This window comes from Streptomyces sp. NPDC055099 (assembly GCF_053607685.1).
Genome location: NZ_JBSGUA010000004.1, coordinates 212,229 through 238,554 on the forward strand (window position 1 = coordinate 212,229; position 26,326 = coordinate 238,554).

Consider the following 26,326-nt stretch of genomic DNA (forward strand, 5'->3'; position numbering starts at 1 on the left):
TCCGTCCTTAGCCGAGCGCCTGGCTCAGTTCGTGCCGCAAGGTTGCCTGGAAGGTCTGTACGTGCTGCGGGCTCATCAGGGTGTAGTGCTCGCCGTCGACCTCGATGTACCGGTTGGGTTCGCGCGTGTAGTCGTCCCAGTGGCGCAGCTGGCCGTCCAGCCATTCCTGCTTGGTGCCCTTGAGCGGGGTGCAGTAGAAGACGCGTACGTCCTGGACCGTTCCCGAGGGTTCGTAGGTGCGGCCCAGGTGCACCATGTTCTGCGCCAGGTACACCCAGGTGGTGAACTGCTCCACGGTCAGGTCGAGTTCGATCAGGCGGCGCTTGGGCGCGTGGTCGACGAGGTGGGCGAGCTGGTCGGCCTCGGGCAGCGGGCGCAGGGTCGCGGTCAGTCCCTCGATGTCGGCGGGGGCGATCAGCTCCAGGAACAGTGCCAGGTTGATCGCGCCGTCGGTGAAGGTGATCTCGTTCATGCGGCCGGAGATACTCGGCGGCAGGTTGAAGACGCCCACGAACTTGACCTCGTCACCGTCGGCCTCGAGGCGTTTGGCGATCTCGAAGGCGACGGCCGCGCCGTAGGAGTACCCGGCCACGGCGTACGGTCCGCTCGGCTGGGTCCGCCGGATCGCCTCCACGTAGGTGGTGACCATCTCGTCGAACGACGCGAAGTGGCTCTCGCCCTGCCCGAAGCCGCGGGCGCGCAGCGCGTAGAAGGGCCGCTCGCCGGTGAAGTACTTGGCGAGGTTGACGAACACCAGCACCTCCCCCAGGCCGGGATGGACGCAGAACAGCGGCGTGCCGTCCCCGGTGACCTGCAGCGGCACCAACGGGTCGTAGGCGGAGTCTCCGCCGGCGCCCCGTGCGGCGGTCAGGCGGCCGGCCAGTGCGCGCACGCTGGGGGCCTGGAGGAGCGTGGACATCGGTACGTCGTCGATGCCGAACTCGGTCTGTATCTCCAGCTTGAGCCGCAGCACGTCGAGCGAGGTGCCGCCCAGGTCGAAGAAGCTGGCGGTCGCCGGGACCCTCCGGGTGTTCAGGACGCGGGCGTAGATGTCGGCCAGGGTGCTCTCGACGTCGCCCCGCGGCGCCACGTAATCGCCGAGGAAGCGGGTGCTCACCTCGTCGGAGCGGCGCTTGGCGGCGTCCAGGCCGCCCGCCTCGACGGCCGCCCGCAGCCGCGACCGCTGGATCTTGCCGAGGTTGCCGCGGGGTATCTCGGCCTCGGCGACGGGCAGGATCAGCTGGGGCCTGAAGCCCCAGTGCATCACCGTGGAGCTGCGGATCGCGACCAGGGCCCGGTACACGGCCGCGTCGTCGGCGGGGTCGCCCGCGGGGACGAACGCGACGGCGAGCTGCTCCGAATCGGCGCCTTCGGGCCGGATCGGGAAGGCGGCGACGTGGCCGCGCCGCACGCCGTCCAGTTCGTCGAGGACCGCCTCCAGGTCGTGGCTGTAGTAGTTGACGCCGTTCACGATGACGGAGTCCTTCGTGCGGCCGACCAGCGTCAGCCGGCCCTCGGGGTCCAGACGCCCCAGGTCTCCGGTGCGGAACCAGCCGTCGGGAGTGAAGGCCTGCGCCGTGGCCTGGGCGTTGCCGTGATAGCCGTCGGTGACCATCGTGCCGCGCAGCTGCACCTCGCCGGAGCCGTCCGCGGCGATGGGCCCGTCGGTGGAGGCAAGGACCGTGCCGTCGCCGTCCACGATGCGGATGCGCAGGCCTCGCACGGGGCGGCCCAGCGGAGGGAATTCCGTGTCCAGGTCCCGGGCGGCGAACTCCCGGTTGAAGACGCTGCCGGCGCACGTCTCGGTCATGCCGAACGCGGGCACGATCACGTCCTCGCGCAGTCCGTGGGGCGCGAGCCCGTCCAGGAACGCCCGGACGGTGCCGGTCACGGTGGCCTCGCCGCCGGAGATGATGTGCCGCACCCGCGACAGGTCCACCTCACCTGGCGGCAGCGGGCGTTGCGCGAGAGCCTGGTTGATCTGCCCGAACAGGAAGTTGGGCGTGAACGTCACGCTCACCCGGTGGGCGGCCAGCAGCCTGAGGAATTCGACCGGGTCCGCGAGCACGGTGGCCGGAGTCGCCATGACCTGGTCGGCTCCGTTGAACATCGGCAGCAGGTTCGCCTCGATCGCGGCGATGTGGTCGGCCGATATCCAGTTCAGCGACGTGTCGTCGGGCCCCAGGTCCAGCGCCCCCGCCTTCCCGGCCTGCGCGGCGAGGAGGTTGGCGTGGGTGAGCCTGACCGCCTTGCTCGATCCGGTGGACCCGGAGGTCAGCATCAGCACGGCGAGATCGTCCGGGGCGGGCGCGTGGAGTTGGTCGTCGTCGGCCGCGGCGTGGCTCAGCTCCTCCACCGTCACCGCCCGCAGACCGACGTCGGGCAGGTCGCCCTGGGCGTCCTTGGAGAGGATCACCAGCGGGTCGGCCAGCAGCGTGCGCAGGTGCTCCAGTTGCGTACGCCACCGGGTGGGATCGGCGGGCGGTGCGACCGGGCAGGGTACGACGCCGGCCAGGACGCATCCCCAGAAAGCGCGGAAGAAATTCTCGGGGTCGTGGGCGGAAATCAACACCCGCTCACCCGGTGCGGTGCCGTGGTTCCGCAGTCCTTGGGCGATGCGGCAAGCACATTCCCGTAACTCGGCGTACGAGAGGAATGACCCGCCGATGAAGGTGATGCCTCGCGTGGTGTCCCGGGCCGCATACGCGAGCAGTTGCGGGAGCGTCGAAGCATGACGTTGATCCGGCATAGGGGTGACGACCTCCGATCAGAGAAAAGCACCATCGCTGGGATGCGATGCGACTCGAGAACTCGGGCCAGGTCTTCTTGAAAAAACCGCCTGCGGGTGGGCGGATACCGTCAGGCGCCGACCTCGTTGAAGCGCACGATCTCGTCGATCGTCTTCTGCAGCTTCAGTTCGTCCGGGTCGGAGACGATCGCCTGCCCGAATCGGCCGTACGGGCCGATCGACGCGTCGGGCGACAAGGGGTATCTGATTTCGTCGAAGGAGAAGTTGCGCTCGAAATCCTGCTGGGTCAAGGTGTCGTCGCCGGAGCGGCGCAGGAGAATGTATCCGTAAAACCGGTCGGGCACCTGGCCGTCCGGGATGCGCGTCGGCTCCTCACCGAGCGCGAGGCTGATTTCGACGTCGAAGAGGTCGACGCCGAAGGTCAGTTGATTGACCTGCGGGGAGAGCGCTCCCGGAAGCCGGATGGCGCACTCGCCGAACGTCAGCCCGGCTTCTCGCGCGAAGGCCTCCAGGTGGAACACGCAGTCCGGTGCGCCGAGGCCGCCGAGCGCTTCCCCGGCGAGCTCCTCGGCCTGCCGGAACAGGTCCGGATGCAGCCTGCGGTCCAGGATGTGCGCGGACAGGATGCCGCCCTGTACGGCGCTGAGCGGCGAGATGTGGTTGCTGCTCATGGACGACCACTGGAGACGGCCGTTCCTCCAGATGCCGTCCATGTAGACCTCGGGGGCGTCGACGAAGGACTCGGCCACGATCTCGACGTCCGACTGGCCCGGGAACAGCTCCAGGGCCCGCGCGTGCTCTTCGGGAGTACGCACGATGCTCGTCCGCAGTGAACCGGCTCCGATCGCCGGCTTGACGACGAAGACGTCACCCAATTCCCTGGAGAGTTCCAGGAACGAGGTGTCCTTCGATACGTATCGACAGCGCGCCCGCCGCACGTGCGGCGGCAGCTTGCTCTTCTGGAGATATTTGTCCCGGAAATTCAGGGCGACCCTTGAGTCTACGTTTCCGGGGAGGTCGAGCTGCTGCCGAAGAAAGGTGGCGCTGAATACACCCATTTCATGGACGGTGAGCACTCCTGCCACATCACCGACCTGTGCGGAAAGCACAGCCCGCCATACTTCCTGAATGTTTTCGATGTCGGCGACCCGCTTGAAGCGTCGCCCCTTCGGGGCGGCGGAAGGCGCCTGCACGATATAGCAGGGCTCCAGGCCCCTGCACCGGAGAACGTGGTCCAGGTCCTCCCTGTAACCGATGACAATCATCGTCGGCATGCTTGTCTCCCCGAATTAAAGCTAGCCAACCAACTCGTCGCATCCTGTCACACGGGTAACAGCCGTGTGGATATGCATAATCATGATCGTTTGCTTGGCGAGATGTGATTTAACTCACAAGTAAAGCTTTAGTCGAATAGGCATGGAATGATTCATTCCGCCGCAGCTCCACGGATCACAATTCCACCGGAACAGGCACATTGACCCGGAGCGGGAGACAATCGGCGCCGCCCGCTCCGGGCGCTGTCAGAACGTGATTCCGGCGGTCAGCCGAGGGGCCCTGAAGCCGGGAGCGGGGACGCGGCGCGACGCTCGCCCGGGGTCGCCCGGCATGTCACGTCGGCAGCCGGGAGCTTACCGGTGGCCAGATAGGTGTCGGCAGTGGCATCCGCGCACGGATTCGTGCTGTAGACGCCATGGCCCTCGCCCTCGTCGACCGTCACCATGCGCGAGCCCTTCAACTGGCGGTGCATGGCGCGCGCGGTGAGCAGCGGGGTCTGCGAGTCCCACTCGTTCTGCACGATCAGCGCCGGAACCCTGTTGTTCACCTCGGTGGCGGGCTCAACGGGCTTGTCCCAGAAGGCGCACGGCATGATGCCCGCGGCGAAGTCCCCGTACAGCGGATAGCGCGCCGCGTCCCTGACCGAGTCCCTGCGGTACGTCTCGGGGTCGCCGGGCCAGGAGGCATCGCCGCACACCACGGCCATGGCGGCCGAGATGTCGGGCTCTTCGGGAGGCTCGGCGAGGTTCAGGTCCCGCGCGCCGCCACCGGCTGCCTCCTTCAGCCGCATGACCCGTTCGGCCGCGTGACGGACGGTGAAGAACTCCGCCCGCACCAGGTCCCGGACACCGGCGCCGTCGAGCGGGATTCCGTCGACGACGATGGGGTCCCGGTCGGCCCTGGCGACCACGTCCCAGAAGCTCTTGCTCACCGCGGCCGGTGTGTCGCCCAGGCCGTAGGTCGCGTCGTGTGCGGCGGTCCACCGGGCCCACCGCGCGTACGCCGGCTCCGCCTCCTTGGCCCAGACCCGGAACATCTCGCGCCACATCCGCTTGGGGTCGACGGCGCTGTCCAGGACGAAGCGGTCGGCCCGCCGGGGGAAGAGCTGCATGTAGACGGCGCCGAGGGCCGTGCCGTAGGAGACCCCGTAGTACGAGATCCTGCGCTCGCCCAGGACCGCCCGCAGGACGTCCATGTCGCGCGCGGTGTTGCGGGTGGTGATGTGCCGAAGGGTGTCCCCCTCCTTCGAACGGCACTTGTCCGCGACGGACTTGGCCCACACGACGTTCTTCTCGAACGTCCGCAGCGGACGCAGCAGCGTGTTCTCCTCGGCGCTGAGGCCGCACCGGACGGGTGTGCTCCTGCCGATGCCCCGGGGGTCGAAACCGATGAGGTCGTACCGGTCCTTCACCCGCTGCGGCAGATGCCGGTCCAGTTCGAGCGGCATCTCGAGGCCGGGACCGCCCGGGCCGCCGGGGTTCGAGAGCAGGACGCCGTGGCGCTTGCCGGGGGCGCTGGTCCTGAGCCGGGATATCGCGATGTCGATCTTCTTGCCGCCGGGGGCGCGGTAGTCCAGCGGAACCTTCAGGGTCGCGCACCGGAGGGCGGCGGGGGTGCCGTCACCGCACCGCCCCCAGACCGGCTTCTGCTGGGTGTACGGACGCAGGGCCTCGGCTGCCGTGGCGGCGGGCGCCGAGCGGGCCGATGGACTCGCGGCGGCCGGGGCCGCGGCCAGGCCGGGCGCCAGAGCCGCCATCACGCTCACCGCCAACAGCGGTACGAGCGGTCGTCTTTGCATGCGAACGATCCTTCCCATGGACATTGCGGGACATGAGCGATCTTGTCCTGGTGCGCCTGTCCCGCGACTCATCCGGAAGGCCCGAAACTTCTCCAACTCACGTGCCATGCCAGGGGGTTGCGTCTACTCCGTTGGTAGGAGCGCTCAACGGGCCCCGTAAGCAGTTCATATGGCTCGATGCCCGGCGATTACCGCGTTCGGGTGTCGTGTCGGGCCCGGTGCAACCAGAAGGGCGCCCGGCCGCTTCCTCACCGACACAGCATCGCCCGCACGTCGTGAGGAAGCCGCCATGACTTCACCCGCCACCATCCTGCCGACCGTCGACTGGGACGCGGAGGCCGACTTCCTGCTGCCTCCGCCCGACCCGGCGCAGCGTCTGGACATGACCGCCCCGGCCGTTCTCACGCCCCGCGACCGCCACCGCCTGAGCCTGCACGCGACGCTCACCACGGCCGGGATTCCTCCCCACCCCGATGACGCCAGGGCCATCGACGCGCTGAGCACGCTCGACGACACCGTCGCCCTCGCGATCTGCCGCTGGCTCAGCACCCACGCCCAACCGGCGACGCCGCTCACGTGACGCCGCACGGCGCGCTCAGCCCCGGTGGAAGAGGTCCTGCGGGTCGACGCGCTCCCAGCGTGAGCGCGGGGCCGGCGGACGCGGTACCTCACGGTCCTGGGCCTGCCACTCACGTACCAGCGCGTCATAGATCGGAGACTGCGAAACAGCCCCCCCGCCGCCGGTCCTGGTCTCGGCACGGGGCGGCCGCGGCGAAGGGACCCCGTTCCCCGCATCGCTCATGCGCAGTCCAACGATCCTTTCCGCTCCCGGCACTTCAGGAATTCGCCCGCGTCCGGCATGAAGCCCGCGGCATACGCATGCCACGGGCTTGATGGAGCGTGGAGACAGATCACTGACTCCATGGATCGTCTGGGCGCGGTGCTCGAATTGGTGCTCGCACCCATTCAACGCCGCCCCTCGGCGTCAGTGTCGCTCTTGAAAGTGCGACACACGTTTGAGTGACAGATCGGTGCGAGTCGGCCACGCGGAACCTCGTCCGTCCATACTCTCCGCCCGGCCCGGTGGTCACCCGACGTATGCCGCGAGGTGTTCGCCGGTGAGCGTGGAGCGGTCCGCGACGAGATCCGCGGGCGTGCCCTCGAAGACGATCTTGCCGCCGTCGTGCCCCGCACCGGGACCGAGGTCGATGATCCAGTCGGCGTGCGCCATGACCGCCTGATGGTGCTCGACGACGATGACCGACTTCCCCGACTCGACGAGACGGTCGAGCAGCCCGAGCAGCTGCTCCACGTCCGCGAGGTGCAGACCGGTCGTCGGCTCGTCGAGCACGAAGATCTGCTGACCGCCGCTCTTCTCCGCCATGTGGGTGGCCAGCTTGAGCCGCTGGCGCTCGCCGCCGGACAGCGTGGTGAGCGGCTGGCCGAGCTTGAGGTAGCCGAGCCCCACGTCGGAGAGCCGCTCAAGGATCTTGTGCGCGGCCGGGGTGCGTGCCTCGCCCGCCCCGAAGAACGTCTCGGCCTCGGCCACGGACATCGCGAGCACCTCGCTGATGTCCCGTCCGCCGAAGGTGTATTCGAGCACCGCGGGCTGGAACCGCTTGCCCTCGCAGTCCTCGCAAGGGGACTCGACGCCGGCCATGATCCCCAGGTCGGTGTAGATGACGCCCGCGCCGTTGCAGGTCGGGCAGGCGCCCTCGGAGTTGGCGCTGAACAGAGCCGGCTTCACGTCGTTGGCCTTGGCGAACGCCTTGCGGATCGGATCGAGGAGGCCGGTGTACGTCGCCGGGTTGCTGCGCCGCGAGCCCTTGATCGGCGCCTGGTCGACCGAGATCACCCCAGCGGACGCGGGGACGGAGCCATGGATCAGGGAGCTCTTGCCGGAGCCCGCCACGCCCGTGACCACGCACAGCACCCCGAGCGGGATGTCGACGTCGACGTCTTGCAGGTTGTGGCGGGTGGCGCCGCGGATCTCCAGCGTGCCGGTGGGCTCGCGCACCGTCTCCTTGAGCGCGGCCCGGTCGTCGAGGTGGCGGCCGGTGACGGTGTCGCTGGACCGCAGCCCGTCGACGGTGCCCTCGAAGCAGACGGCTCCGCCCGCCGTTCCGGCGCCGGGTCCGAGGTCGACGACGTGGTCGGCGATCGCGATGGCCTCGGGCTTGTGCTCGACGACGAGCACCGTGTTGCCCTTGTCCCGCAGACGGAGCAGGAGCTTGTTCATCCGCTCGATGTCATGGGGGTGCAGGCCGATGGTCGGCTCGTCGAAGACGTACGTGACGTCGGTGAGCGAGGAGCCGAGGTGGCGGATCATCTTGACGCGCTGGGCCTCGCCGCCCGACAGCGTGCCCGCGGGCCGGTCGAGCGAGAGGTAGCCGAGGCCGATCTCCACGAACGAGTCGAGGGTCTGCTGCAGCGCGGTGAGCAGCGGCGCCACGGACGGCTCCTTGAGGCCGCGGACCCACTCGGCGAGGTCGCGGATCTCCATGGCGCAGGCGTCGGCGATGCTGATCCTCTTGATCTTCGAGGACCGGGCCCCCTCGCTGAGCCGGGTGCCGTCGCACTCGGGACAGGTGGTGAAGGTGACCGCGCGCTCCACGAAGGCCCGGATGTGCGGCTGCATCCCCTCCTTGTCCTTGGAGAGGAACGACTTCTGGATCTTGGGGATCAGCCCCTCGTAGGTGAGGTTGACGCCGTTGACCTTGACCTTGACCGGCTCCCCGTAGAGAAAGTCCCGCAGTTCCTTCTTGGTGTACTTGCGGATCGGCTTGTCCGGGTCGACGAAGCCGGACTGGGCGTAGACCTGCACGGTCCACTGGCTGTCGGACTTCCAGCCGGGGATCGTGAACGCGCCCTCGGCGAGCGACTTGGAGTCGTCGTAGAGCTGGGTGAGGTCGATGTCGGAGACCGAGCCCCGGCCCTCGCAGCGCGTGCACATGCCGCCGGTGCGGTTGAAGGTCGCCTTCACGGTCTTGGTCTTGGCCTCGCCGCGTTCGACGGTGATCCCGCCGCTCGCCCGGACCGACGCGGTGTTGAACGAGTACGCGCTGGGCGGGCCGATCTGCGGCTTGCCGAGCCGGCTGAAGAGGATGCGCAGCATCGCGTTGGCGTCGGTGGCGGTGCCGACCGTGGAGCGGGGGTCGGCGCCCATCCGCTGCTGGTCGACGATGATCGCGGTCGTGAGGCCGTCGAGCACGTCGACTTCGGGGCGCGCCGGCGTCGGCATGAAGCCCTGCACGAAGGCGCTGTACGTCTCGTTGATCATCCGCTGTGACTCCGCGGCGATCGTGCTGAACACCAGTGAGCTCTTGCCCGACCCGGAGACGCCGGTGAACACCGTCAGGCGTCGCTTGGGGAGCTCGATGCTGACGTCCTTGAGGTTGTTCACACGCGCGCCGTGCACACGGATCAGGTCGTGGCTGTCGGCGGCGTGGAGCGCAGGCGACTGCGTGGTCTTTCTCTTGGCCGGGCTCATGGTCTCTCCATCTGTCGGGCGGAGCCGCCCGCGCGGTCTCCGTCGTTGTCGCCTGGCTCGATCCGATCTTCGTCGAGCACTACGTCAGGTTCTACTTCGTCGGCGTGATCGCGGCAACGGGTCGCTGCCCTTCCGCTTGGCGGCGTCAGATCGGAGCGCGCGATCGCGGGGCGGCGGCCCTCAGCGCAGCTCCTGGATGCGGAGCATGTTTCCCGCGGGGTCGCGGACGGCGCAGTCGCGTACGCCGTAGGGCTGCTCGGTCGGCTCCTGGACGATCTCGGCGTCCTTCGCCCGCAGCCGCGCGAAGGTGCCCTCCAGATCGGCGGTGCTCAGGAGGATGCCGGCGTAGGTTCCCTTCGCCATCATCTCGTCGATGGTGCGGCGCTCGGCGTCGGTGACGCCGGGGTCGGCGGCCGGGGGCTGCAGGACGATGGAGGTGCCGGGCTGTTCCGCGGGGCCGACGGTGATCCAGCGCATCCCGTCGTAGCCGACGTCGTGGCGGACCTCGAAGCCCAGGCAGTCGCGGTAGAAGGCCAGGGAGGCGTCCGGGTCGTTGTGCGGGAGGAAGCTCGCGTGAATGGTGACGTCCATGGATTTCACGCTAGGCGCGGCCCGGGGGCCGGCGCTTCTCGATTCCTGACCGGTCCGCTCCTGACCGCTCAGGACGTGCTTCGGGGGCGGCACCGGATGGTGCCGCCCCCGATCGCCGCGCCCGTCGTCAGGACTGGGGGCGGCTGCCGTGGTTCGCGCCGTTCTTGCGGCGGGCCTTCTTCTTGCGACGTCGCTTCGAGGACATGGGTACCTCCGTGGTTCCGGTGTTGCTTCCCGGGCGCGAGCCCAGGCGATCATGCACTCCCTACCCAGGACGACGCCGGGTAATGACGTGTCCTACGACACGATGTGCACCACTTGTGGCAGCCCGCGCCCCACAGGCCCCCTCACTCAGGCAGGGAGCGCCTCGACGGTGGGCACGACGGTGCCGAACAGGTCGGTGATGGTGGTCAGCGCGGCACTCTGGAGCGCGGCGGCGGGCAGGACGGTGCCGTCCGGGGCGGTGAGCGCGCGGGTGGCGGTGGCTTCGGCGACGACGGTGGGGCGGTAGCCGAGGTTGAAGGCGCCCTGGGCGGTGTAGTTGACGCACATGTGGGTCATGAAGCCGGCGAGGACCAGGTCCTTGCCGGTGCCTGGGGCGATGCCCAGACCGGCCAGCGTCTTCTCCAGATCGGTGGCGTGGAAGGAGTTGGGGAACTGCTTGACCACGACGGCCTCGCCCACCACCGGGGCCACCTCGTCGCTGATGGCCCCGATGTGCGCGCGAATGTCGTAAGGGGTGCCTTCGCCGCCGTCGTTGAGGACGTGGACGACCGGGGTGCCCGCGGCACGGGCGCGCTCCAGGAGGCGGGCCCCTGCCGCGAGGGCCTCTTCGGCGCCGTTCAGTGCCATGACGCCGGTGCGGTACGTGTTCTGGAAGTCGATCAGGATCAGCGCGGATTCGCTCAGCCGGGGCGGCTGGTCGTCCAGGCCGATCACGGCGCGCAGGGTGGTGGAGGGCTGGTTCGTGTGCGTGCTCATGAGGTGAGGAACCTTTCGTGAATGAGGCATGGCGAAGCCGCGGGGCTCGCCTGTGTGCCTGCGTGTTTGTGTGCTGGGGGGGGTGGTGGGGTCAGCTGGGCTGGATGCGAAAGCGGCGGCGGTAGGCCGCCGGGGTGGTGGCGAGCTGCCGGTTGAACGCCCGGTGCAGCGTCTCCACCGAGCCGAGCCCGGCGGCGGTCGCGACCTGGTCGAGCGGTCGGTCGGTGGTCTCCAGAAGACGGCGCGCCACCTCGACGCGGGCGGCTTCCACGTAGTCCGCCGGGCTGGTGCCCGTCTCCTGCTTGAACACCCGGGCGAAGTGGCGTTCGCTCAGGCACATCCGGGCCGCCAGTGCCGCCGCCGACAGGTCCCCGTCGAGGTGCTCGGCGATCCACAGCCGCAGTTCGTCGATGTCACGGCGGGCGGAGGCAGGGCGGCTGAGGGGCACGGAGAACTGGCTCTGGCCGCCCTGCCGCTTGAGGTACATGACCAGTTGCCGGGCCACCGACAGGGCCACGTCCTCGCCCTGGTCCTCGGCCACGAGCGCCAGGGCGAGATCCAGGCAGGCGCTGATCCCGGCCCCGGTCCACAACCGGCCCCGGTCGGTGCGCACGAAGATGGGGTCGGGGTCGACGGCGACGGCCGGGTGCTCGGCGGCGAGCTGGGCGGCCGTCGACCAGTGGGTCGTCGCCGTCTTCCCGTCGAGGAGTCCGGCCGCGGCGAGCACGTGCGCGCCCACGCACACCGAAGCCACCCGGCGGGCCTGCGGGGCGGTCGCCTTCACCCAGTCCACGACGTCCGCGTCGATGCGGGCGACCGGACCCTTGTCGGTCATGTCGACCGCGCCGGGCACCAGGAGGGTGTCGACCTGGCCGCGGACCTCGTCGAAACTCAGGTCGGCCATGAGCCGCACCCCGGCCGACGTACGGACCTCACCGGCGACCGGTGCCGCGAGGCGGACCTGGTAGCCGGCGCGGCCCGCGGTCTCCCGGCCGGCCAGGGCGAAGACCTCGGCCGGTCCTGTGACGTCGAGGAGGTCGACGTCGGGGAAGACCGCGATGACGACACGGTGCGGAATGGGCATGCCCCCATCCTCACGGCGTCGGCCGATGGCCGCAATGACGGTTCTCTGTCACATCCGGACATCCCGTCCGGCCGTGTCCAGGAGGGAACATTCGTCCAATACAGCCGCTTCCCGCCTCGGCAAGGTTGAGGGCGCAGGACAGGACCGAGGGGCTTCAGCAGCAGCCGAAGGGAAGCGACGATGGCGTACGACGACACCACGACGAACGACTCCGAGAGCGTCCGGAACGAGAGCGTCCGGAACGAAGGCGTGCGGAACGAGGGCGTCCGGGAGCTGGTCGCACAGCTCGTGTTCGGAAGCCTGGCCGCCCAGACCGTGCGCGCGGCCGTCCGGCTTCGGGTGATGGAGCTGATCGGCGACAAGGAGCGCTCGGCAGCCGAGGTGGCCGCCGAGGCCGGGGCGCGCCCCCAGCCCATGACCAGGCTGCTGCGCGCCCTGGCCAGCCTCGGGCTGCTGCGCGAACACACCGCGGGCTCGTTCTCGGTGACCCCCGCCGGCGCCACGCTGGTCCCCGGGCGCCCCGACTCGATCACCTCGCTCGTCCGGATGTTCACCGAGCCGACGATGCTGCGCGCCTGGGAGCACCTGGACGACAGCGTCCGGACCGGTGACGTCGCGTTCGACGCGATCTTCGGGAAGGACTTCTTCGCCCACCTCAAGGAGTCCCCCGAACTGTCCGCGGAGTTCAACGCGGCCATGAGCCAGGCGGTCAGGGCGACCGCCGCCGTCCTGCCGCACGCCTATGACTTCGGCCGCTTCACCACCGTGACCGATGTCGGCGGCGGAGACGGCACCCTGCTGAGCGCGGTGCTCCGCGAACACCCCTCCCTGACCGGCGTCATCTACGACACGGAGGAGGGCCTGGCCCAGGCTCCGGCGACGCTGGAGCGCCACGGGCTCACCACGCGTTGCTCCTTGGCGGCCGGGGACTTCTTCCGCTCGGTTCCCCAGGGCGCCGACGCCTTCTTGATGAAGAGCATCCTGCACGACTGGCCGGACGAGCAGGCCGTCGCGATCCTGCGCCACTGCCGCGAGGTGCTGCCGCCGTCGGGACGCGTGCTCATCGTGGAGCCGGTGCTGCCCGAGGTCGTCGACGCGGAGACCGCCGGGCTCACGTATCTCACCGACCTCAACATCATGGTCAACGTGGGCGGCAGGGAACGCACGCGCCCCGACTTCGAGGACCTGTGCCGCAGGGCGGACCTGACCCTCACCTCCGTGTCCCCGCTGCCGCGGGCGGAACCGTTCTGTCTGCTCGAGGCGACGGCGACACGCGTCACGACCTGATCACGTACTCCACGTTTCAACCGCAGGTGATCTACCGTGTTCCGCCTGGCTCAACTTTGGGGGGACATATGCGCGTTCGCGCAACCGCGGCCGTGGCCGCCATGCTTCTGGCCGCTCTGACCGCGTGCGGCGGAAGCGATGGCGGGGACGGCGACAAGGCCGACTCGAAGTCGGCGGACGACTCGAAGGGCTCGGCCTCGAAGGAGGTCGACTGCGCGGACGAGAACATCAGTCAGGCCGACTGGACGAAGCACTGCTCCGACGAGGGCGCGGGCGCCGAAGCGGACGGAGCCGAGGAGAAGGCGACGGGCCTGAAGTTCGGCGAGTCCTACACGTGGCCCGACGGCCTGAAGGTGTCGGTCGTGGAAGCGAAGGTGTTCACGGACCACGACGCCGAACTGATGGAGTCCGCCGAGCCCGGCAACACCGACTTCCGTGTGCGGCTGAAGCTCACGAACTCCGGCAAGTCCGCCGTCGCCCTCGACGACCTCTCCCTCATCGTCGAAGGCGCCACGAAGGGCGGCGAGGCCTCCCAGACCGCGTTCGAGAAGGGATCCGAACCGCTCGAAGGGCGCCTGGCCCCGGGGGTGTCCGCGACGAAGACCAACGACAACGTGCTGGAGACGAAGTACGGCAAGAAGATCATCGTCACGGTGCAGCGCAGCAGCGAGGCCGCGAACCTGGACTTCCCGGAGTACACCGGAGCCATCACCGGCTGACCTGGAGCGGCGGGCCCGCGGAAAGCCCGACGCCCCTATCCAGGTCCGGGTCCGGGTCCGTCAGAGGAAGCGGCGGATCGGGCGCACGGACAGTTCGCGGGCCCGTTGCAGCACCGAGCGCCGCTTCCAGCGACCCGGCCGGATCAGGTCGCTGACCGTCACGTCGTCGTCGAAGTGCTCGTCGAGCCGTGCGGTGAACTCCGGGTCCAGGACCGCGAGCATGACCTCCTCGTCGTGATCGAGGGAGCGGCGGTTGAAGTTCGTCGAGCCGATGAGCGAGGCGACACCGTCGACCGTGATGATCTTGGCGTGCATCATCGTCGGCTGGTACTGGAAGATCTTCACCCCGCACGCGGTGAGGTCCTCGTAGTAGTGCTGGCCGGCGAGGTGGCTGACCCGCTTGTCGGTGTGCGGGCCCGGCAGCAGGATCTCCACCTCGACGCCGCGCCGCGCGGTGGCACACAGCAGCTCGATGAAGTACGCGTCCGGGGAGAAGTACGCGGTGGACAGCCGGAAGCGCTCCTCGGCGGACTCCAGCATCACCCGGATCAGGGTCTGCATGTCCTGCCAGCCGAGGCTGGCCGAACCGCGCACCACCTGCACGATGGCGTCGCCCTGCGGACGCTGCTCGACGAACCGGTCGCGCTCGTCGAAGAGTTCGTCGTGGCTCTCCGCCCAGTTCTGCGCGAACGCCGCGGCGATGCCGTCCACCGCGGGCCCGCGGACCTCGACATGGGTGTCGCGCCACTCGTTCTCGTTGCGTGCGTCGCCGCACCACTCCTGCGCGATTCCCACCCCGCCCGTGAACGCGCTCACCTCGTCGACGACGAGAACCTTGCGGTGGCAGCGGTGGTTCTGCTTGAGCGGCGAGAGGTACAGCGGCTTGCGGAACCACGCCACCTGCACCCCGGCCCGGTCCATCGCGTCGAGCTGCTCGCTCTCGATCAGGCGGCTGCCGAACCCGTCGAGGAGCAGTCGCACGCGCACCCCGGCACGGGCCCGCTCCGCGAGCGCCTCGGCGAACTGGTGAGCGATGTCACCCTTCCAGTACACGAAGGTCATCATGTCCACGGTGTGCTCGGCCCGGCGGATTCCGGCGAGCATGGCCGCGAAGATCTCGTCCCCGTTGCGCAGGGGCGTGAGCGCGTTGCCCTCGGTCGCCGCGATGCCTATCAGCCGCTCAAGGCGCCGTCTTATCCGCGTGACGCGGTCATCTGTGGACGGCGCGCCCGTCCCGCCGCGCGTCCCCGGGGTCAGCTCGGGCGGTTCCTGCGTACTGGTCATGGTGTCACCTGGCCGGTACGCGAAGGGAGTCATCAGGCCGCGCCCGGTCCGGCACGGGCTGAGCGGCGAGCCGACTGTACCGGTCGTCGTGCCGGGGCCGTCGGGCCCCCGCGCATACACCTCGCCCGGCCGGGCACACGGCACTCACGCCTCGACACAGGGAGCCTTTCGTGATCATTGTCGGCATAGTCGCTGTCTGTATCGTTCTGGCCGTTCTCGCGTTCTTCGTGCCGCGTCTTTCCCGGCACCCCGAGCGGGGGACCCAACGCACGTTGGGAGCCGGTTCACGCGCCGGAAGCAAGGCTCCCGGCATCCTCGGCCGGCTCTTCAGCAAGCCGTTCCGCAGCAGTTCCAAGGCCGTGGGCCGCAGTGGCTCGGCCGGCCGGCGGACGCGCGGCCGCATGCCCTTCTGACCCGGCTGACAAGCACCCGGCGCACAAGGACCCGGCTCACAAGCTCGCCAGGAGATCGTCGAGCGGGGCTGGTGTCAGCTCCGGGTCGAGGGCCTCGACGAGGAGGCGGCCGTAGCGGATCTTGCGGCCCTTCTTCGTGCCGAGGAAGCGCCGCAACTGCTGTCCGCGGGGGCGCTCGTGCTGCGCCGGCTGACGCAGGAAGGTCTGCCAGGCGCGCAGGTCGCCCCCGTCCCGGACGGTCTCCTCGACCCTCGCCGTGCCCAGCGCGCGGATGAGTTCGTCCTCCAGGTCCGCCACGCAGACGAAGAAGTCCCGGCGCGGCGCCCGGGCCCGCTCCAGACCGCGGTCGTAGAAGCGCTGTTCGCCCACATCGCACAGGCCCGCCAGCCGCAGGCCGAGACCGGGCGGCCCGAGGAGCTCGGCGTAACGGCCGATGCTCATCGCGCCGCCCATCGCGACGACACACACCCCTTCGGCGGCCAGGTCCCGGCCGCGCCGCGCGGCCAGCGCCTCGACGGCCTCGCGGTCGCTCGGCCCTTCGAGCAGCACCGCCGTCCGCACGCCCACGCGCACGGCCAACTCACTCGCCGTCCCGCCGGGCCCGCCGGCCGCCCAGTCGGTGACCGCGTCCCGAAACGCCCCCATGTCCGCCATGGGGGCGAGTCTGCACGGTCACCGGCGCCACGGCACGCGATATTCGACGGCCGGATCAGCCTGCCCCGCCTTCGCGGGGCCGCACCCGCGCGCCCTTGTCCTCACCCTCGCCGGTCAGTCCTGCCAGGACCAGTCCCGTACCTCCGGCAGGTCCACGCCGTGCGCCCGCACGTAGGCGTGGTGGCGCAGTCGCGCGTCCTTCATCCGCTGGCGTACCTCGACCGCGCGGACGCCGAGGCCGGGCACCCGGTCGACAACGTCCATCACCAGGCGGAAGCGGTCCAGGTCGTTGGCGACGACCATGTCGAAGGGCGTGGTGGTCGTGCCGCGTTCCTTGTAGCCGCGCACATGCAGGTGCGGGTGGACGGCACGCCGGTAGGCGAGGCGGTGCACCAGCCACGGGTAGCCGTGGAAGCCGAAGATGACCGGCTTGTCGCGGGTGAACAGCGCGTCGAACTCCGCGTCCGGCATGCCGTGCGGATGCTCGCCCTCCGGCATCAGCCGCGCGATGTCCACCACGTTGACCACGCGCACCGCGAGTTCCGGCAAGTGGCTGCGCAGCAGGCTCGCGGCGGCGAGCACCTCCAGGGTGGGTACGTCCCCGGCGCAGGCAAGGACGACGTCCGGCTCCTGGTCGGGGGCTTCCGTTCCGGCCCAGGTCCACACTCCGGCGCCCCGCGCGCAGTGGGCCCGCGCGTCGTCGAGGCTCAGCCAGTCGAAGCCGGGCTGCTTGCCGGCCACGACGACGTTCACGTAGTCACGTGAGGCGAGGCAGTGCTCGGCGGTGGACAACAGCGTGTTGGTGTCCGGGGGCAGGTAGACCCGTACGGCCTCCGGACTCTTGTTGAGGACGTGTCCGATGAAGCCCGGGTCCTGGTGCGAGAAGCCGTTGTGGTCCTGGCGCCATACGTGGGAGGTCAGCAGGTAGTTGAGCGAGGCGATCGGTGCGCGCCAGGGCAACTCGCGGGTGGTGCGCAGCCATTTGATGTGCTGGTTGACCATCGAGTCGACGATGTGCACGAACGCCTCGTAGCAGGAGAACAGTCCGTGCCGCCCCGTCAGGAGGTAGCCCTCAAGCCAGCCTTGGCAGGTGTGCTCGGAGAGGATCTCCATCACCCGCCCGTGCCGGGTGAGGTGTTCGTCGACGTCGTGGATCTCTTCCTGCCAGGCCTTTCCGGATGCCCCGTAGACGTCGTCGAGCCGGTTGGACGCCGTCTCGTCCGGGCCGACGAGCCGGAAGTCTCGCCGCTCGGCGGTGTCGGCCATCACCTGGCGCAGGTAGCCGCCGAGGACCCGCGTCGGCTCGTTGAGGGTGGCGCCCGGCTTGTCCACGTCGACCGCGAACTCCTCGAGCGGCCTCAGCGGCAGCGAGCGCAGGAGCAGCCCGCCGTTGGCGTGCGGGTTGGCGCCCAGGCGCAGCTTGCCCGACGGGGCGATGTCGAGAAGTCCGGCCGCCGGGCGCCCCTGGGCGTCGAACAGTTCCTCGGGGCGGTAGGAGCGCAGCCATTCCTCCAGCTGCCGGCGGTGCTCGGCGCTCTCCCTGACGTTGGAGAGCGGCACCTGGTGCGCGCGCCAGGTGCCCTCCACCGGTTTGCCGTCCACCGTCTTGGGGCCGGTCCAGCCCTTGGGGGTACGGAGCACGATCATGGGCCAGCGGGGTGCCGGGGCGTCCTTGGCGCGCTCGGCGTCCCCGGCGGCCCTGGCCTCGCGCTGGATCGCCGCGATGCGGTCCAGGCAGCGGTCGAGGGCGACGGCGAAGTCCCGGTGGACCGCCATGGGGTCGTCGCCGGTGACGTGCACGGGTTCGTACCCGTACCCGCGCATCAGTTCGTCGAGCTGGTCCTGGGGCAGCCGGGCCGGGATCGTCGGGTTGGCGATCTTGTAGCCGTTCAGGTGCAGGACGGGCAGCACCGCGCCGTCGTGCACCGGGTCGAGGAACGTGTTGGAGTGCCAGGAGGCGGCCAGCGGTCCGGTCTCGGACTCGCCGTCGCCGATGACGCACACCGACAGCAGGTCCGGGTTGTCGAAGGCGGCTCCGTAGGCGTGCGAGAGGGAGTAGCCGAGCTCGCCGCCCTCGTGGATGGAGCCGGGCGTCTCGGGGGCGACATGGCTCGGCACTCCGCCGGGGAACGAGAACTGACGGAAGAGGCGGGTCATCCCCTCCTCGTCGCGGGTGATGTCGGGATAGGTCTCGGTGTACGTGCCGTCGAGCCACGAGTTGGCCAGGACGGCGGGCCCGCCGTGTCCCGGGCCCCAGACGCAGACGGTGTCCAAGTTCCGCGCCTTGATGACCCGGTTGAGGTGCGCGTGCACGAGGTTGAGGCCGGGCGAGGTACCGAAATGGCCCAGGAGACGTGGCTTGATGTCCTCGACGGCGAGGGGGCGTCGCAGGAGGGCGTTGTCCATCAGATAGATCTGGCCCACCGAGAGGTAGTTCGCTGCCCTCCAGTACCGTGCCAGCGCCTTCAGTTCGGCGTCGGAGGGGGGTTCAGAGGGTGAGGCCGGGTACACCTCGGGGTCGCCCATGGCTGTTCCTTCCGATAGATGACCGGCCACGCTCAACGTAACGGCGCGCAGGACCACACGCCTCCCGGAGTCGGCCGGACGCACGTTCAACGCCCCCGGGTTCCCACTCGGAGAGATCTACACAGCTATCGTGCTCGGGCGAACGGGCCGTACGGAAAGCGAAGGGGAACTGGTGGGGACACCGGAAGAGCGGGACACGGCCAAGAGGCTGCGGGCGATCAGTGACGAGCTGTCGGACCGTTTCTACGAGCGGGCCGACGTGGTGCGGACGCTGGTGGTGACGCTGCTCGCCGGACAGCACTCGCTGATCCTCGGACCGCCCGGCACCGCGAAGTCCGAGATGGCCCGCGAGCTCACGGGCAGGGTCGACGGCGCGTCGTACTGGGAGATCCTGCTGTCGAAGTTCACCGCGCCGACGAGGATGTTCGGTCCCGTCGACGTCGCCGCGCTGGCCAGGGGCGAGCACCGCCAGGTCTACGAGGGCCGTGCCACGACCGCGCACGTGGCGTTCATCGACGAGATCTTCAAGTGCTCCACGGCGGCCCTGAACGAGACCCTTGGCTTCCTCAACGAGCGGATCTACCACCCCGAGAGCGGCGGTGAACCGATCCGCTGCCCGCTGATCGGGGCCATCACGGCGAGCAACGAACTGCCCGCCGGGGAGGACTCCGCCGCGATCTACGACCGGCTCCTCGTGCGGATCGAGGTCGGCTACCTCGCGGACCCCTCGAACTTCGCCGCGCTGGTGCGCTCGGCCGTCGGCCGCCCCGCGGCGCCGCACCGGACCACGGTCGCCCTGGGCGCGTTGCAGCACGCCGTGGCCGAAGCCGTCCCGGCCGTGGACGTCCCTGACGCGATCGTGGACGCGGTGTGCACCCTGCGGGCCGCCCTGCGCCGCAAGGAACTCATCGCCTCCGACCGCCGCTGGCGGCAGGCGGTGGGGCTGCTCCAGGCGTCCGCGTATCTCGACGACCGCCCGGCGGTGGCCGAGAGCGACCTGTCGGTCCTGACCCATGTGCTGTGGGACTCCCCCGCCGAGCGCCCGACCGTCGAGCGCGAGGTGCTGCAACTGGTCAACCCCGACGCGAAGGAGGCGCTCGAACTGGCCGACGCCATCGAGGAGATAGAGACCCAGCTCGACGCGATGGCCGGGCAGTCCCGCGAGGCGCTGAGCGACTGGGTCATCAAGAAGGCCCACAACAAGCTCGCCATGGCGGGAAAGCGCCTGGAGACGCTGCGCGCGGAGGCGGCGGGCGCGGGCCGTTCCACCGCGGCCATCGACCGGGTCACCGGCCGCCAGCGCGCCGTCCGCGCCCGCGTTCTCACCGAGGCACTCGGCGTGGACGCGAGCATGGTGCAGGCCCAGCTCTGACCCCGGGGGCGGACGCATGGACGAGACGCCGAGCAGGCTCGACGAGCTGACGCAGCAGGCCGGGAGATGGCTCGGCGCTGCGGCCCCCGGCGCCGAGCGGCACACCGCGGCCGTGGTCGCGGACCGGTTCGAGCAGATCGCGTGGCGCGACACCCTTGAGCAGTCGGCCGGACTGCGCGAGCTCGCCGAGGAGCTGAACCAGCGGTACGCCGATGCCACGGACCTCCTGACCGACGTGTTCCTGGCCGCGTACCAGGCAGGACCGCGTCTTCACGAGCGTGCGCGGATGGCCCCCTCACGGCTGGTCAACCACCAGGTCATCGCCTCCCTGATGGAGTCGCCGGAGTTCGCCGAGCTGCACCGGGAGACGGCCGGGGACCCCTACGCCGCCGCCATGGCCGTCCTCGCCCAGGCCCCCGCGCTGCGCCGACTCCTCGACCGCTCCCGCGAGGCACAGGAGCGAGCCGAGCGCGCGGACAAGGCCGAGCAGGGCGCCGGGGAGGCGGCGGCCGCCGTGGACGAGGCCCTCCGGCAGGCCGCGGACGGGGCCGACGAGCAAGGCTCCGTGCCCGCCCCTGCCGCGGACTCCCTCCGCGCGGCGATCGAGGCCGCCGAGTCCGCAGAGGCGGCCGCGCGGAAGGCATCCCGGGATGCCGAGCAGGCTCTCGGGGCGGCGGCTCCCGGTGTCCGAGCCGCGACGCAGGGCGCGGCGGCGCGCGCTGCCCGGGCCGTGCGGGACGAGGCCGCCCTGATGCGGGCCTGGGGCGTCGGCCCCGGCGAACTCGAACGGCTGCCGTTCGAGCAGCGGGCCCGACTCGCCGAACGCCTGCGCACCAGCCGCCTCGCGCGGTGGGCCGAACTGATCGGCCGCTTCCGGCAGATGGCCGACGGCGAACGCGCCCGCAAGGTGGAGAACGCCAACGGCGAACTGATCGGCGTCACACTCGGCGACGACCTCTCGCGCGTGATCCCCTCCGAACTCGCCAACCTGGGCCTGCCCGAGCTGCGGGCGGTGTTCGCCGCGCGCTACGCCGCCGGGGAACTGATGCTCTACGACAGCCAGGGCGAGCAGAGCACCGGCAAGGGCGCCGTCATCGCGTGCGTGGACACCTCGCACTCCATGTACGTGGAGGGTCCGGGCGGGGTCACCCGGGAGGCGTGGGCCAAGGGGTGCGCCCTGGCCCTCCTCGATCAGGCCCGCCATGCGGGACGTGACTTCGTCGGCATCCTGTTCGCCGCCGCCGACAAGCTCCAGGTGTTCCGCTTCCCGGCCGCGGAGGGCGCCGACATCGCCCGCGTGCTCGACTTCGCGGAGACCTTCCTCGGCGGCGGGACCAGCTACCAGAGGCCGCTGTCGGCGGCCGTCGGGCTGCTGGAGGAGGAGTTCGACGACGCCGCCCGTGCGCGCGGCGACATCGTGATGCTCACCGACGACGAATGCGGCGTCACCGAGGAGTGGATGCGCGGCTGGAACAGCGCCCGGCACCGGCTGGGGTTCCGCGTCTTCGGCGTGGCCGTCGGCGCCCCGCCCGCCGCCGAGGCTGGCTCGGTCCTCGATGCGCTGTGCGACAACCTCCGCGCCATCGAGGACCTCACCGATGTCCACGCGGCCGCCGATCTGTTCCGCGTGATCTGACCGCCGTCACGCGCGGAGCACCCGCCTGGAACCCGTCGCGGAGGGCGGGCGTCCGATGCGGGCTAGGGAGTGATCGCCACCGTCGCGCCCCGCGAGGCCCGCTTGCCGCCGGTTTGGTAGGTGGCGGTCAGTTCGAAGCTGCCCGAGGCATCCGAGGGCACGGTGACCGGGACCTTGACCGTCGCCCCTTGGCCGGGGTCGAGCGCGGGCACGGTGACCTGGCGCGTCGTCCACCCGTCGGGCACCGTGAGATCGAGGGTGCCCTGAGCGCGGGGCGTCTCCATCCGGTTGACCACCCTCACCTCCACCTTGCCCCTCACGCCCGCCCTCAGGGTCGCGGGCGGGGCGATCGTGATGTCCGCGCAGGTGCCGCCCAGCCAGTCCAGGTCGAAGGCCGCGTAGGTGATGTGGGCGTAGCCGCCGCGCTCGTAGAGCAGTCCGACGCGCCCGTCCGGGAGCTTGGTCAGCGTCGAGTAGGCCGCGGCGCCCGGGTCAACGACCTTTCTGACCGGCCACGTCCTGCCGTTGTCGCAGGACATCTTCACGGTGAGGTTGCGCCGCTTCGTGGTGTCCTCGGTGTTGCTGAACAGCAGCCATGAGGACCGTGGGTGCGAGGCCGGGGCTCCGGGCTCGTACCGCATGATCGAGGCGTTGTTCGCGGGGTCGATGAGCCGTGTGTCCTGTTCGAACGGAGTGTAGGTGACGCCGCCGTCGGTCGAGTACGCGATCGTGCGGTAGGGCTTCGATCGGTTGTTGAGCATGATCCTTCCGTCGGACAGCTCGACGGTCTTGTTCTCGTCGCCGCCGGGACCGACCGGGTGGCCCATCTTCCAGGTGGCCCCGTGGTCGTCGCTGTAGGCGCTCGCCGCGTAGTTGGCGCCGTCGATGCGGATCGCGTACTGCTGGACGAGGCGCCCCTTGTGCGGGCCGTGCCGCAGTTGGATGCCCTCGCCCGACGCCGCGAACATGCCCGCCCAGGAGGGGTCCTTGAGCTGTTCGGTGAGGCGCCGGTGGGTCCAGGTCATCCCGTCGTCGTCCGAGTAGCTGTAGTCGGCCTGGAGGATGTCGGGGTCGCTCGCGTCGTTGCCGGTGCCCGAGCCGGGGAACCCCTGGTTCACCGAGGAGGCGTAGAACACGAAGATCCGGCCGGTCGTGCGGTCGACGAGCAGGCTCGGATCGCCGTGCCCCTTGGGCGCGGGGTCCTTGCGCACCACCTGCTGCGCCTGCCACGTCTCGCCGCCGTCGGTGCTCCGGCGCAGGACGACGCCGAGGTTGCCCGGCAGGTCACCGAGGGAGGGCCTGGCGTCGTAGGCCGCGAGCAGGGTGCCCCGCACCGAAGTGGTCAGGGCGGGGATGCGGTAGTGGGGCGAGCCCACTCCGTTGGTGGTCAGGTCCTGGGAGGTCAGCTCGCCCGGGGCTCCGGGGTCGCCGTGTGCGGTACCGGTCGCGGTGACGACGAGCGCCGCGGCGGACAGCAGGGCGAGGGGGATTCTTCGCTGCATGGACGGTCATCCTTGGGTTCCGCGGGGTCCCGCGTGGTGGTCGTAGGCGCTGGAGCCAGGTGGAGCGCAGGCGGGTCGCGTCCATCGTCGCGATCAAGAACGGCGCCGGAGCGGTGACGCGCGCGGCCGAAACAAACAGGGCGGCGTCGCGGCACGGCAGAACACCAGGCCACCGAGACGACAGCAGACGTCTTATGCCGGACGGGGCCTACGCGGATGGGGTCGCGCTGCGGCTGATCAGCCGTATGAGGTTCCGCGTCACGCCCCAGGCGACCAGGAGGGAGAGACAGAGGAGAACGACGTCTGCCGCGATGTGCGCGAGACCGGAGGCCGCGGTCCGCCCGATCACGATCGACCCGGTCAGGCTGACCAGCCAGCCCACCACGGTCAGCGGGGTCGCCGCCACGGCGACCGGCACCCCGCCGAGCCCCACCGCACCGGCATCCACATCCGCGTCGAAGCTGTCGGCATCGGCGCCGCCGAGCGCGACGAGCAGCCAGAAGCACAGGACCACGGGCAGCGCCGCACTGAAGAGAATGGCCGGGAACCCGGCGACGGCGTGAAGGAACTCCCCCATCGCTCCCCCTCGCCTCCGCCGCGGCTCAGGTCCTGGTGCCGGATCCCGCTCACGCGACCCGGCACCAGGACCGGCCCCCCGTTCCTGCGCTGCTCATACTGGTCGGCGGGGCAGCTTCGGCGCATTGCCGTATCCCGGCAGTCTTTACGCGTTGTTGATGCCGGACGCCCGGAATCTTGGCGCCGTCCGGCGCGCGGAGCGGTGAATCGTTCCTCGAATCACTGACCGGCCAGCGAAGCTGAGGCCGGTTTCCACTATGCTTCGTCGCACAACCGCCTGCGCCGAGACGCGATCCGGTGCGCATGCCCCACCGGCGCCCCCTCGTCCTGTGCCCCGTCAACCGGGAGAAGCTCGCTGAGGCCGACGCGGTCTGACGGAGGGAGTGTCATCGATATGGGTCTGAGTCCCGAACCCGATCGCTGGTCCCGGGATGCGGCTCATGCGGGTTCCGAGTTCATCGAACTGCTCGAAGTCATGTGGGAACAGGGACGTGAGGCCGTCCCGACCGGGCCCGTGTCCCCGTCCCAGTTGCGCGTGCTGTACGCACTGGACCGCGAGGAGGGCATCAACCTGCGCATGCTCTCCGAGGCCCTCGGATCGGCTCCCCCCTCGGTGAGCCGCCTGTGCGACCGACTCCAGGCCACCGGGTTGATCGAGCGCACGCCCAGTCCGGTCAGCAGACGGGAACTGGAGCTACGCCTCACCGGCCACGGCAGGGCCTACCTCGCCGACCTGCGCAAGCGGCGCGAGAGCATCCTGATGGCCACCATCGAGGCCATGCCGCCCAAGGCGCGCCGCGCCCTGCTCGAAGGACTCAGGGGCTTTCGTGAGGTGGCGACGGCGTCCGACAAGGACGACGAGGGGGCCAGAACCTGGCGCTCGGTCGGTTAGACCACACCGCTGAGCGCTCAGGCCGGCCCGCCCTCGGCTCTTTACTGCCGTCCGAACCAGTCGAGGCAGACCACGAGAGCGTCGTCCTCCAGGGGCAGCGCACCCCGGTACTCCGCGAGATCACGCAGCACCGCCTGCGGCACCTGCGCCGCGGGAAGCAGGCGGTGCGCCGACAGGGACCGCGCCAGCGCCCGCTCCCCGTACCGCTCGCCCGCCTTCGAGACGCTCTCGTAGACCCCGTCGCTGCTGACCAGGATGCGGTCACCCGGTTCCAGGCGCAGACGCTCCGCGACGTAGGCCGTCTCCTCGAACATGCCGAGGGGGAGCTGCGCATCGAAGTCGACGGGCTCGACCGTCCGGTCGCGGTACCTCCACATGCGGGGCGATCCGGCGTCGACGACCTCCACCTCGCCGGTGGCGAGATCGAAGCGCAGCAGCAGGACGGAGGCGTGCAGCTCGCCGCGGTACTGCGCGTAGACGGCCTGGTCGGCGAGGCTGGCCTGACCGGCCAGGTCGAGTCCCGCGCGGCGGGCGTTGCGCAGCGAGCTCACCACGAGATTGGTCAGGAGCGCCGCCTCCATCCCCTGGCCCATCCCGTTGGTCACGGTGAGCGTCAGGTGCTGCGAGGAGACCGACCAGTCGAAGTTGTCGCCGAAGATCGCGTACGCGGGCTCGAGGTGGGCGCCGAGCTGGAACTCCGGACGCGACACCGAGCGGCCGGGCAGCAGCTGCCACTGCATCTCGGCGGCGAGCGTGAGGCGGACGGCCCTGCGCGCGAGGAGGTACAGATCGGTGTCGCGTTCGGCGACCAGGATCTCGTGGCCCAGCGCCTCGCAGACGCGCTGGATCTCCGGCAGGTGCGCCAGCTCGAAGCGGCTCTCGGGGATGGTGACCGTCAGTACACCCATGCGGTCCCCCCGGACCGTCACCGGCAGATGTATCGTCGCCGCGCCCTCGCCGCCCTTTGACTCGACGCGAGGTTCCTGGGCGCCGAAGGCCCTGCCCTGCGGACTGTCGTGGATCGGCACCGGCTCGGTGGTGAACGGCACTTCCTCCACCATCTGCAGGGTGGTCAAGCCGTAGTCGGCGAGCCGCAGTTCCACCTTCTCGGCGCCGTACTCCTCGCGCAACGCCCCCGTCACGACATCGAGCAGCAAATGGGGCGCCGCGTTGCGCAGCGCCCGCTCGACGGCAGCGAATCTGTCCACGTGATCCTGCTTCTCGTTTAGCCACGCCGAATTGAAGGCCCGGCCGACAGCCTCCCCGCTCCGTCGGCCTTCGGCGTTCGGGGACATGCACTCAGTCCAACACGGCGCGCCCGAAGAGTCACTCCGGTGGCTGAGGCTGTCAGGTTTGGGCGAATGCCAGGCCGAAGCCGGGCAACCTCCCACATCGTACGATGCACGGAGACAACTATTTCCCCACAGCAAGAAAATTTGGGTTAACGCACATGCATGACTTGAGCCGGGGCAGGGGCGGTACGAGGAAGCTTCGTAC

Annotated in this window: 21 protein-coding genes; 7 read left to right on the top strand and 14 right to left on the bottom strand. The window is 70.1% G+C overall.

Annotated elements, in window-relative coordinates; all coding sequences use genetic code 11:
* Nucleotides 1-7: 7 nt before the first annotated feature.
* From ACWFRU_RS12380 to ACWFRU_RS12390, 3 genes are all read right to left on the bottom strand, one after another.
* Complete coding sequence (locus ACWFRU_RS12380; protein ID WP_453686078.1) at nucleotides 8-2,749, bottom strand: alpha/beta fold hydrolase; 2,742 nt, start codon at nucleotides 2,747-2,749, stop codon at nucleotides 8-10.
* 110 nt (nucleotides 2,750-2,859) lie between these two features.
* Nucleotides 2,860-4,023 carry an ATP-grasp domain-containing protein gene (locus ACWFRU_RS12385; RefSeq protein WP_453686079.1) on the bottom strand — a complete coding sequence of 388 codons (1,164 nt, stop codon included), beginning with the start codon at nucleotides 4,021-4,023 and terminating at the stop codon, nucleotides 2,860-2,862.
* A gap of 266 nt (nucleotides 4,024-4,289) precedes the next feature.
* Entirely contained in the window at nucleotides 4,290-5,822 is a 1,533-nt protein-coding gene (locus ACWFRU_RS12390; protein WP_453686080.1) for an alpha/beta hydrolase, read from the bottom strand.
* A 289-nt stretch (nucleotides 5,823-6,111) separates the two neighbouring features.
* Between ACWFRU_RS12390 and ACWFRU_RS12395 the strand changes: the two genes are divergently transcribed.
* The gene (locus tag ACWFRU_RS12395; protein WP_453686081.1) at nucleotides 6,112-6,402 is read left to right on the top strand and encodes a hypothetical protein; all 291 of its coding nucleotides are present in this window, start codon (nucleotides 6,112-6,114) and stop codon (nucleotides 6,400-6,402) included.
* 507 nt (nucleotides 6,403-6,909) lie between these two features.
* Here the strand turns inward: ACWFRU_RS12395 and ACWFRU_RS12400 are convergent.
* The 5 genes from ACWFRU_RS12400 to ACWFRU_RS12420 all read right to left on the bottom strand — a co-directional run bounded on the left by ACWFRU_RS12400 (nucleotide 6,910) and on the right by ACWFRU_RS12420 (nucleotide 11,968).
* The gene (locus ACWFRU_RS12400) at nucleotides 6,910-9,312 is read right to left on the bottom strand and encodes an ATP-binding cassette domain-containing protein (RefSeq protein ID WP_453686082.1); all 2,403 of its coding nucleotides are present in this window, start codon (nucleotides 9,310-9,312) and stop codon (nucleotides 6,910-6,912) included.
* Nucleotides 9,313-9,492: 180 nt separating this feature from the next.
* Entirely contained in the window at nucleotides 9,493-9,903 is a 411-nt protein-coding gene (locus ACWFRU_RS12405) for a VOC family protein (RefSeq protein WP_453686083.1), read from the bottom strand.
* Between the two features lie 127 nt (nucleotides 9,904-10,030).
* On the bottom strand, nucleotides 10,031-10,108 hold the full coding sequence (locus tag ACWFRU_RS12410) for a 50S ribosomal protein bL37 (RefSeq protein WP_370443954.1): 78 nt from the start codon (nucleotides 10,106-10,108) through the stop codon (nucleotides 10,031-10,033).
* 146 nt (nucleotides 10,109-10,254) lie between these two features.
* Nucleotides 10,255-10,884: a cysteine hydrolase family protein gene (locus ACWFRU_RS12415; RefSeq protein ID WP_453686084.1), complete on the bottom strand. Its 630-nt coding sequence runs from the start codon at nucleotides 10,882-10,884 to the stop codon at nucleotides 10,255-10,257.
* A 91-nt stretch (nucleotides 10,885-10,975) separates the two neighbouring features.
* A complete protein-coding gene (locus tag ACWFRU_RS12420; protein ID WP_453686085.1) occupies nucleotides 10,976-11,968 on the bottom strand; it encodes a GlxA family transcriptional regulator in 993 nt (330 codons plus the stop codon).
* 180 nt (nucleotides 11,969-12,148) lie between these two features.
* Here ACWFRU_RS12420 and ACWFRU_RS12425 point away from each other — a divergent pair, with 180 nt between their 5' ends.
* On the top strand, nucleotides 12,149-13,255 hold the full coding sequence (locus tag ACWFRU_RS12425) for a methyltransferase (RefSeq protein WP_453686086.1): 1,107 nt from the start codon (nucleotides 12,149-12,151) through the stop codon (nucleotides 13,253-13,255).
* Nucleotides 13,256-13,323: 68 nt separating this feature from the next.
* Nucleotides 13,324-13,974, top strand: coding sequence for a hypothetical protein (locus ACWFRU_RS12430; RefSeq protein ID WP_453686087.1), 651 nt, complete (start codon nucleotides 13,324-13,326; stop codon nucleotides 13,972-13,974).
* Nucleotides 13,975-14,034: 60 nt separating this feature from the next.
* Here the strand turns inward: ACWFRU_RS12430 and ACWFRU_RS12435 are convergent, their stop codons facing one another.
* Nucleotides 14,035-15,258, bottom strand: a complete 1,224-nt coding sequence (locus tag ACWFRU_RS12435) for a phospholipase D-like domain-containing protein (protein ID WP_453686088.1) — start codon at nucleotides 15,256-15,258, stop codon at nucleotides 14,035-14,037.
* 170 nt (nucleotides 15,259-15,428) lie between these two features.
* Here ACWFRU_RS12435 and ACWFRU_RS12440 point away from each other — a divergent pair, with 170 nt between their 5' ends.
* Nucleotides 15,429-15,671, top strand: coding sequence for a DUF6411 family protein (locus ACWFRU_RS12440; protein ID WP_367047630.1), 243 nt, complete (start codon nucleotides 15,429-15,431; stop codon nucleotides 15,669-15,671).
* A 36-nt stretch (nucleotides 15,672-15,707) separates the two neighbouring features.
* Here ACWFRU_RS12440 and ACWFRU_RS12445 read toward each other — a convergent pair whose 3' ends face one another.
* Together ACWFRU_RS12445 and ACWFRU_RS12450 are read right to left on the bottom strand one after the other, a co-directional pair.
* The gene (locus ACWFRU_RS12445) at nucleotides 15,708-16,325 is read right to left on the bottom strand and encodes a TOPRIM nucleotidyl transferase/hydrolase domain-containing protein (RefSeq protein WP_453686089.1); all 618 of its coding nucleotides are present in this window, start codon (nucleotides 16,323-16,325) and stop codon (nucleotides 15,708-15,710) included.
* A gap of 114 nt (nucleotides 16,326-16,439) precedes the next feature.
* A complete protein-coding gene (locus ACWFRU_RS12450; protein ID WP_453686090.1) occupies nucleotides 16,440-18,851 on the bottom strand; it encodes a phosphoketolase family protein in 2,412 nt (803 codons plus the stop codon).
* A 172-nt stretch (nucleotides 18,852-19,023) separates the two neighbouring features.
* On the opposite strand from ACWFRU_RS12450, the gene ACWFRU_RS12455 reads away from it, so the two are divergent.
* Both ACWFRU_RS12455 and ACWFRU_RS12460 read left to right on the top strand, forming a co-directional pair.
* The gene (locus ACWFRU_RS12455; RefSeq protein ID WP_453686091.1) at nucleotides 19,024-20,223 is read left to right on the top strand and encodes an AAA family ATPase; all 1,200 of its coding nucleotides are present in this window, start codon (nucleotides 19,024-19,026) and stop codon (nucleotides 20,221-20,223) included.
* A gap of 16 nt (nucleotides 20,224-20,239) precedes the next feature.
* On the top strand, nucleotides 20,240-21,859 hold the full coding sequence (locus ACWFRU_RS12460) for a VWA domain-containing protein (RefSeq protein WP_453686092.1): 1,620 nt from the start codon (nucleotides 20,240-20,242) through the stop codon (nucleotides 21,857-21,859).
* Between the two features lie 62 nt (nucleotides 21,860-21,921).
* Here the strand turns inward: ACWFRU_RS12460 and ACWFRU_RS12465 are convergent, their stop codons facing one another.
* Nucleotides 21,922-23,361, bottom strand: coding sequence for an exo-alpha-sialidase (locus ACWFRU_RS12465; protein WP_453686093.1), 1,440 nt, complete (start codon nucleotides 23,359-23,361; stop codon nucleotides 21,922-21,924).
* A gap of 208 nt (nucleotides 23,362-23,569) precedes the next feature.
* Nucleotides 23,570-23,938, bottom strand: a complete 369-nt coding sequence (locus ACWFRU_RS12470) for a hypothetical protein (protein ID WP_453686094.1) — start codon at nucleotides 23,936-23,938, stop codon at nucleotides 23,570-23,572.
* A 393-nt stretch (nucleotides 23,939-24,331) separates the two neighbouring features.
* Between ACWFRU_RS12470 and ACWFRU_RS12475 the strand changes: the two genes are divergently transcribed.
* Nucleotides 24,332-24,829, top strand: coding sequence for a MarR family winged helix-turn-helix transcriptional regulator (locus ACWFRU_RS12475; protein ID WP_453686095.1), 498 nt, complete (start codon nucleotides 24,332-24,334; stop codon nucleotides 24,827-24,829).
* 41 nt (nucleotides 24,830-24,870) lie between these two features.
* Here ACWFRU_RS12475 and ACWFRU_RS12480 read toward each other — a convergent pair whose 3' ends face one another.
* The gene (locus tag ACWFRU_RS12480) at nucleotides 24,871-26,037 is read right to left on the bottom strand and encodes a PP2C family protein-serine/threonine phosphatase (RefSeq protein ID WP_453686096.1); all 1,167 of its coding nucleotides are present in this window, start codon (nucleotides 26,035-26,037) and stop codon (nucleotides 24,871-24,873) included.
* Nucleotides 26,038-26,326 lie beyond the last annotated feature (289 nt).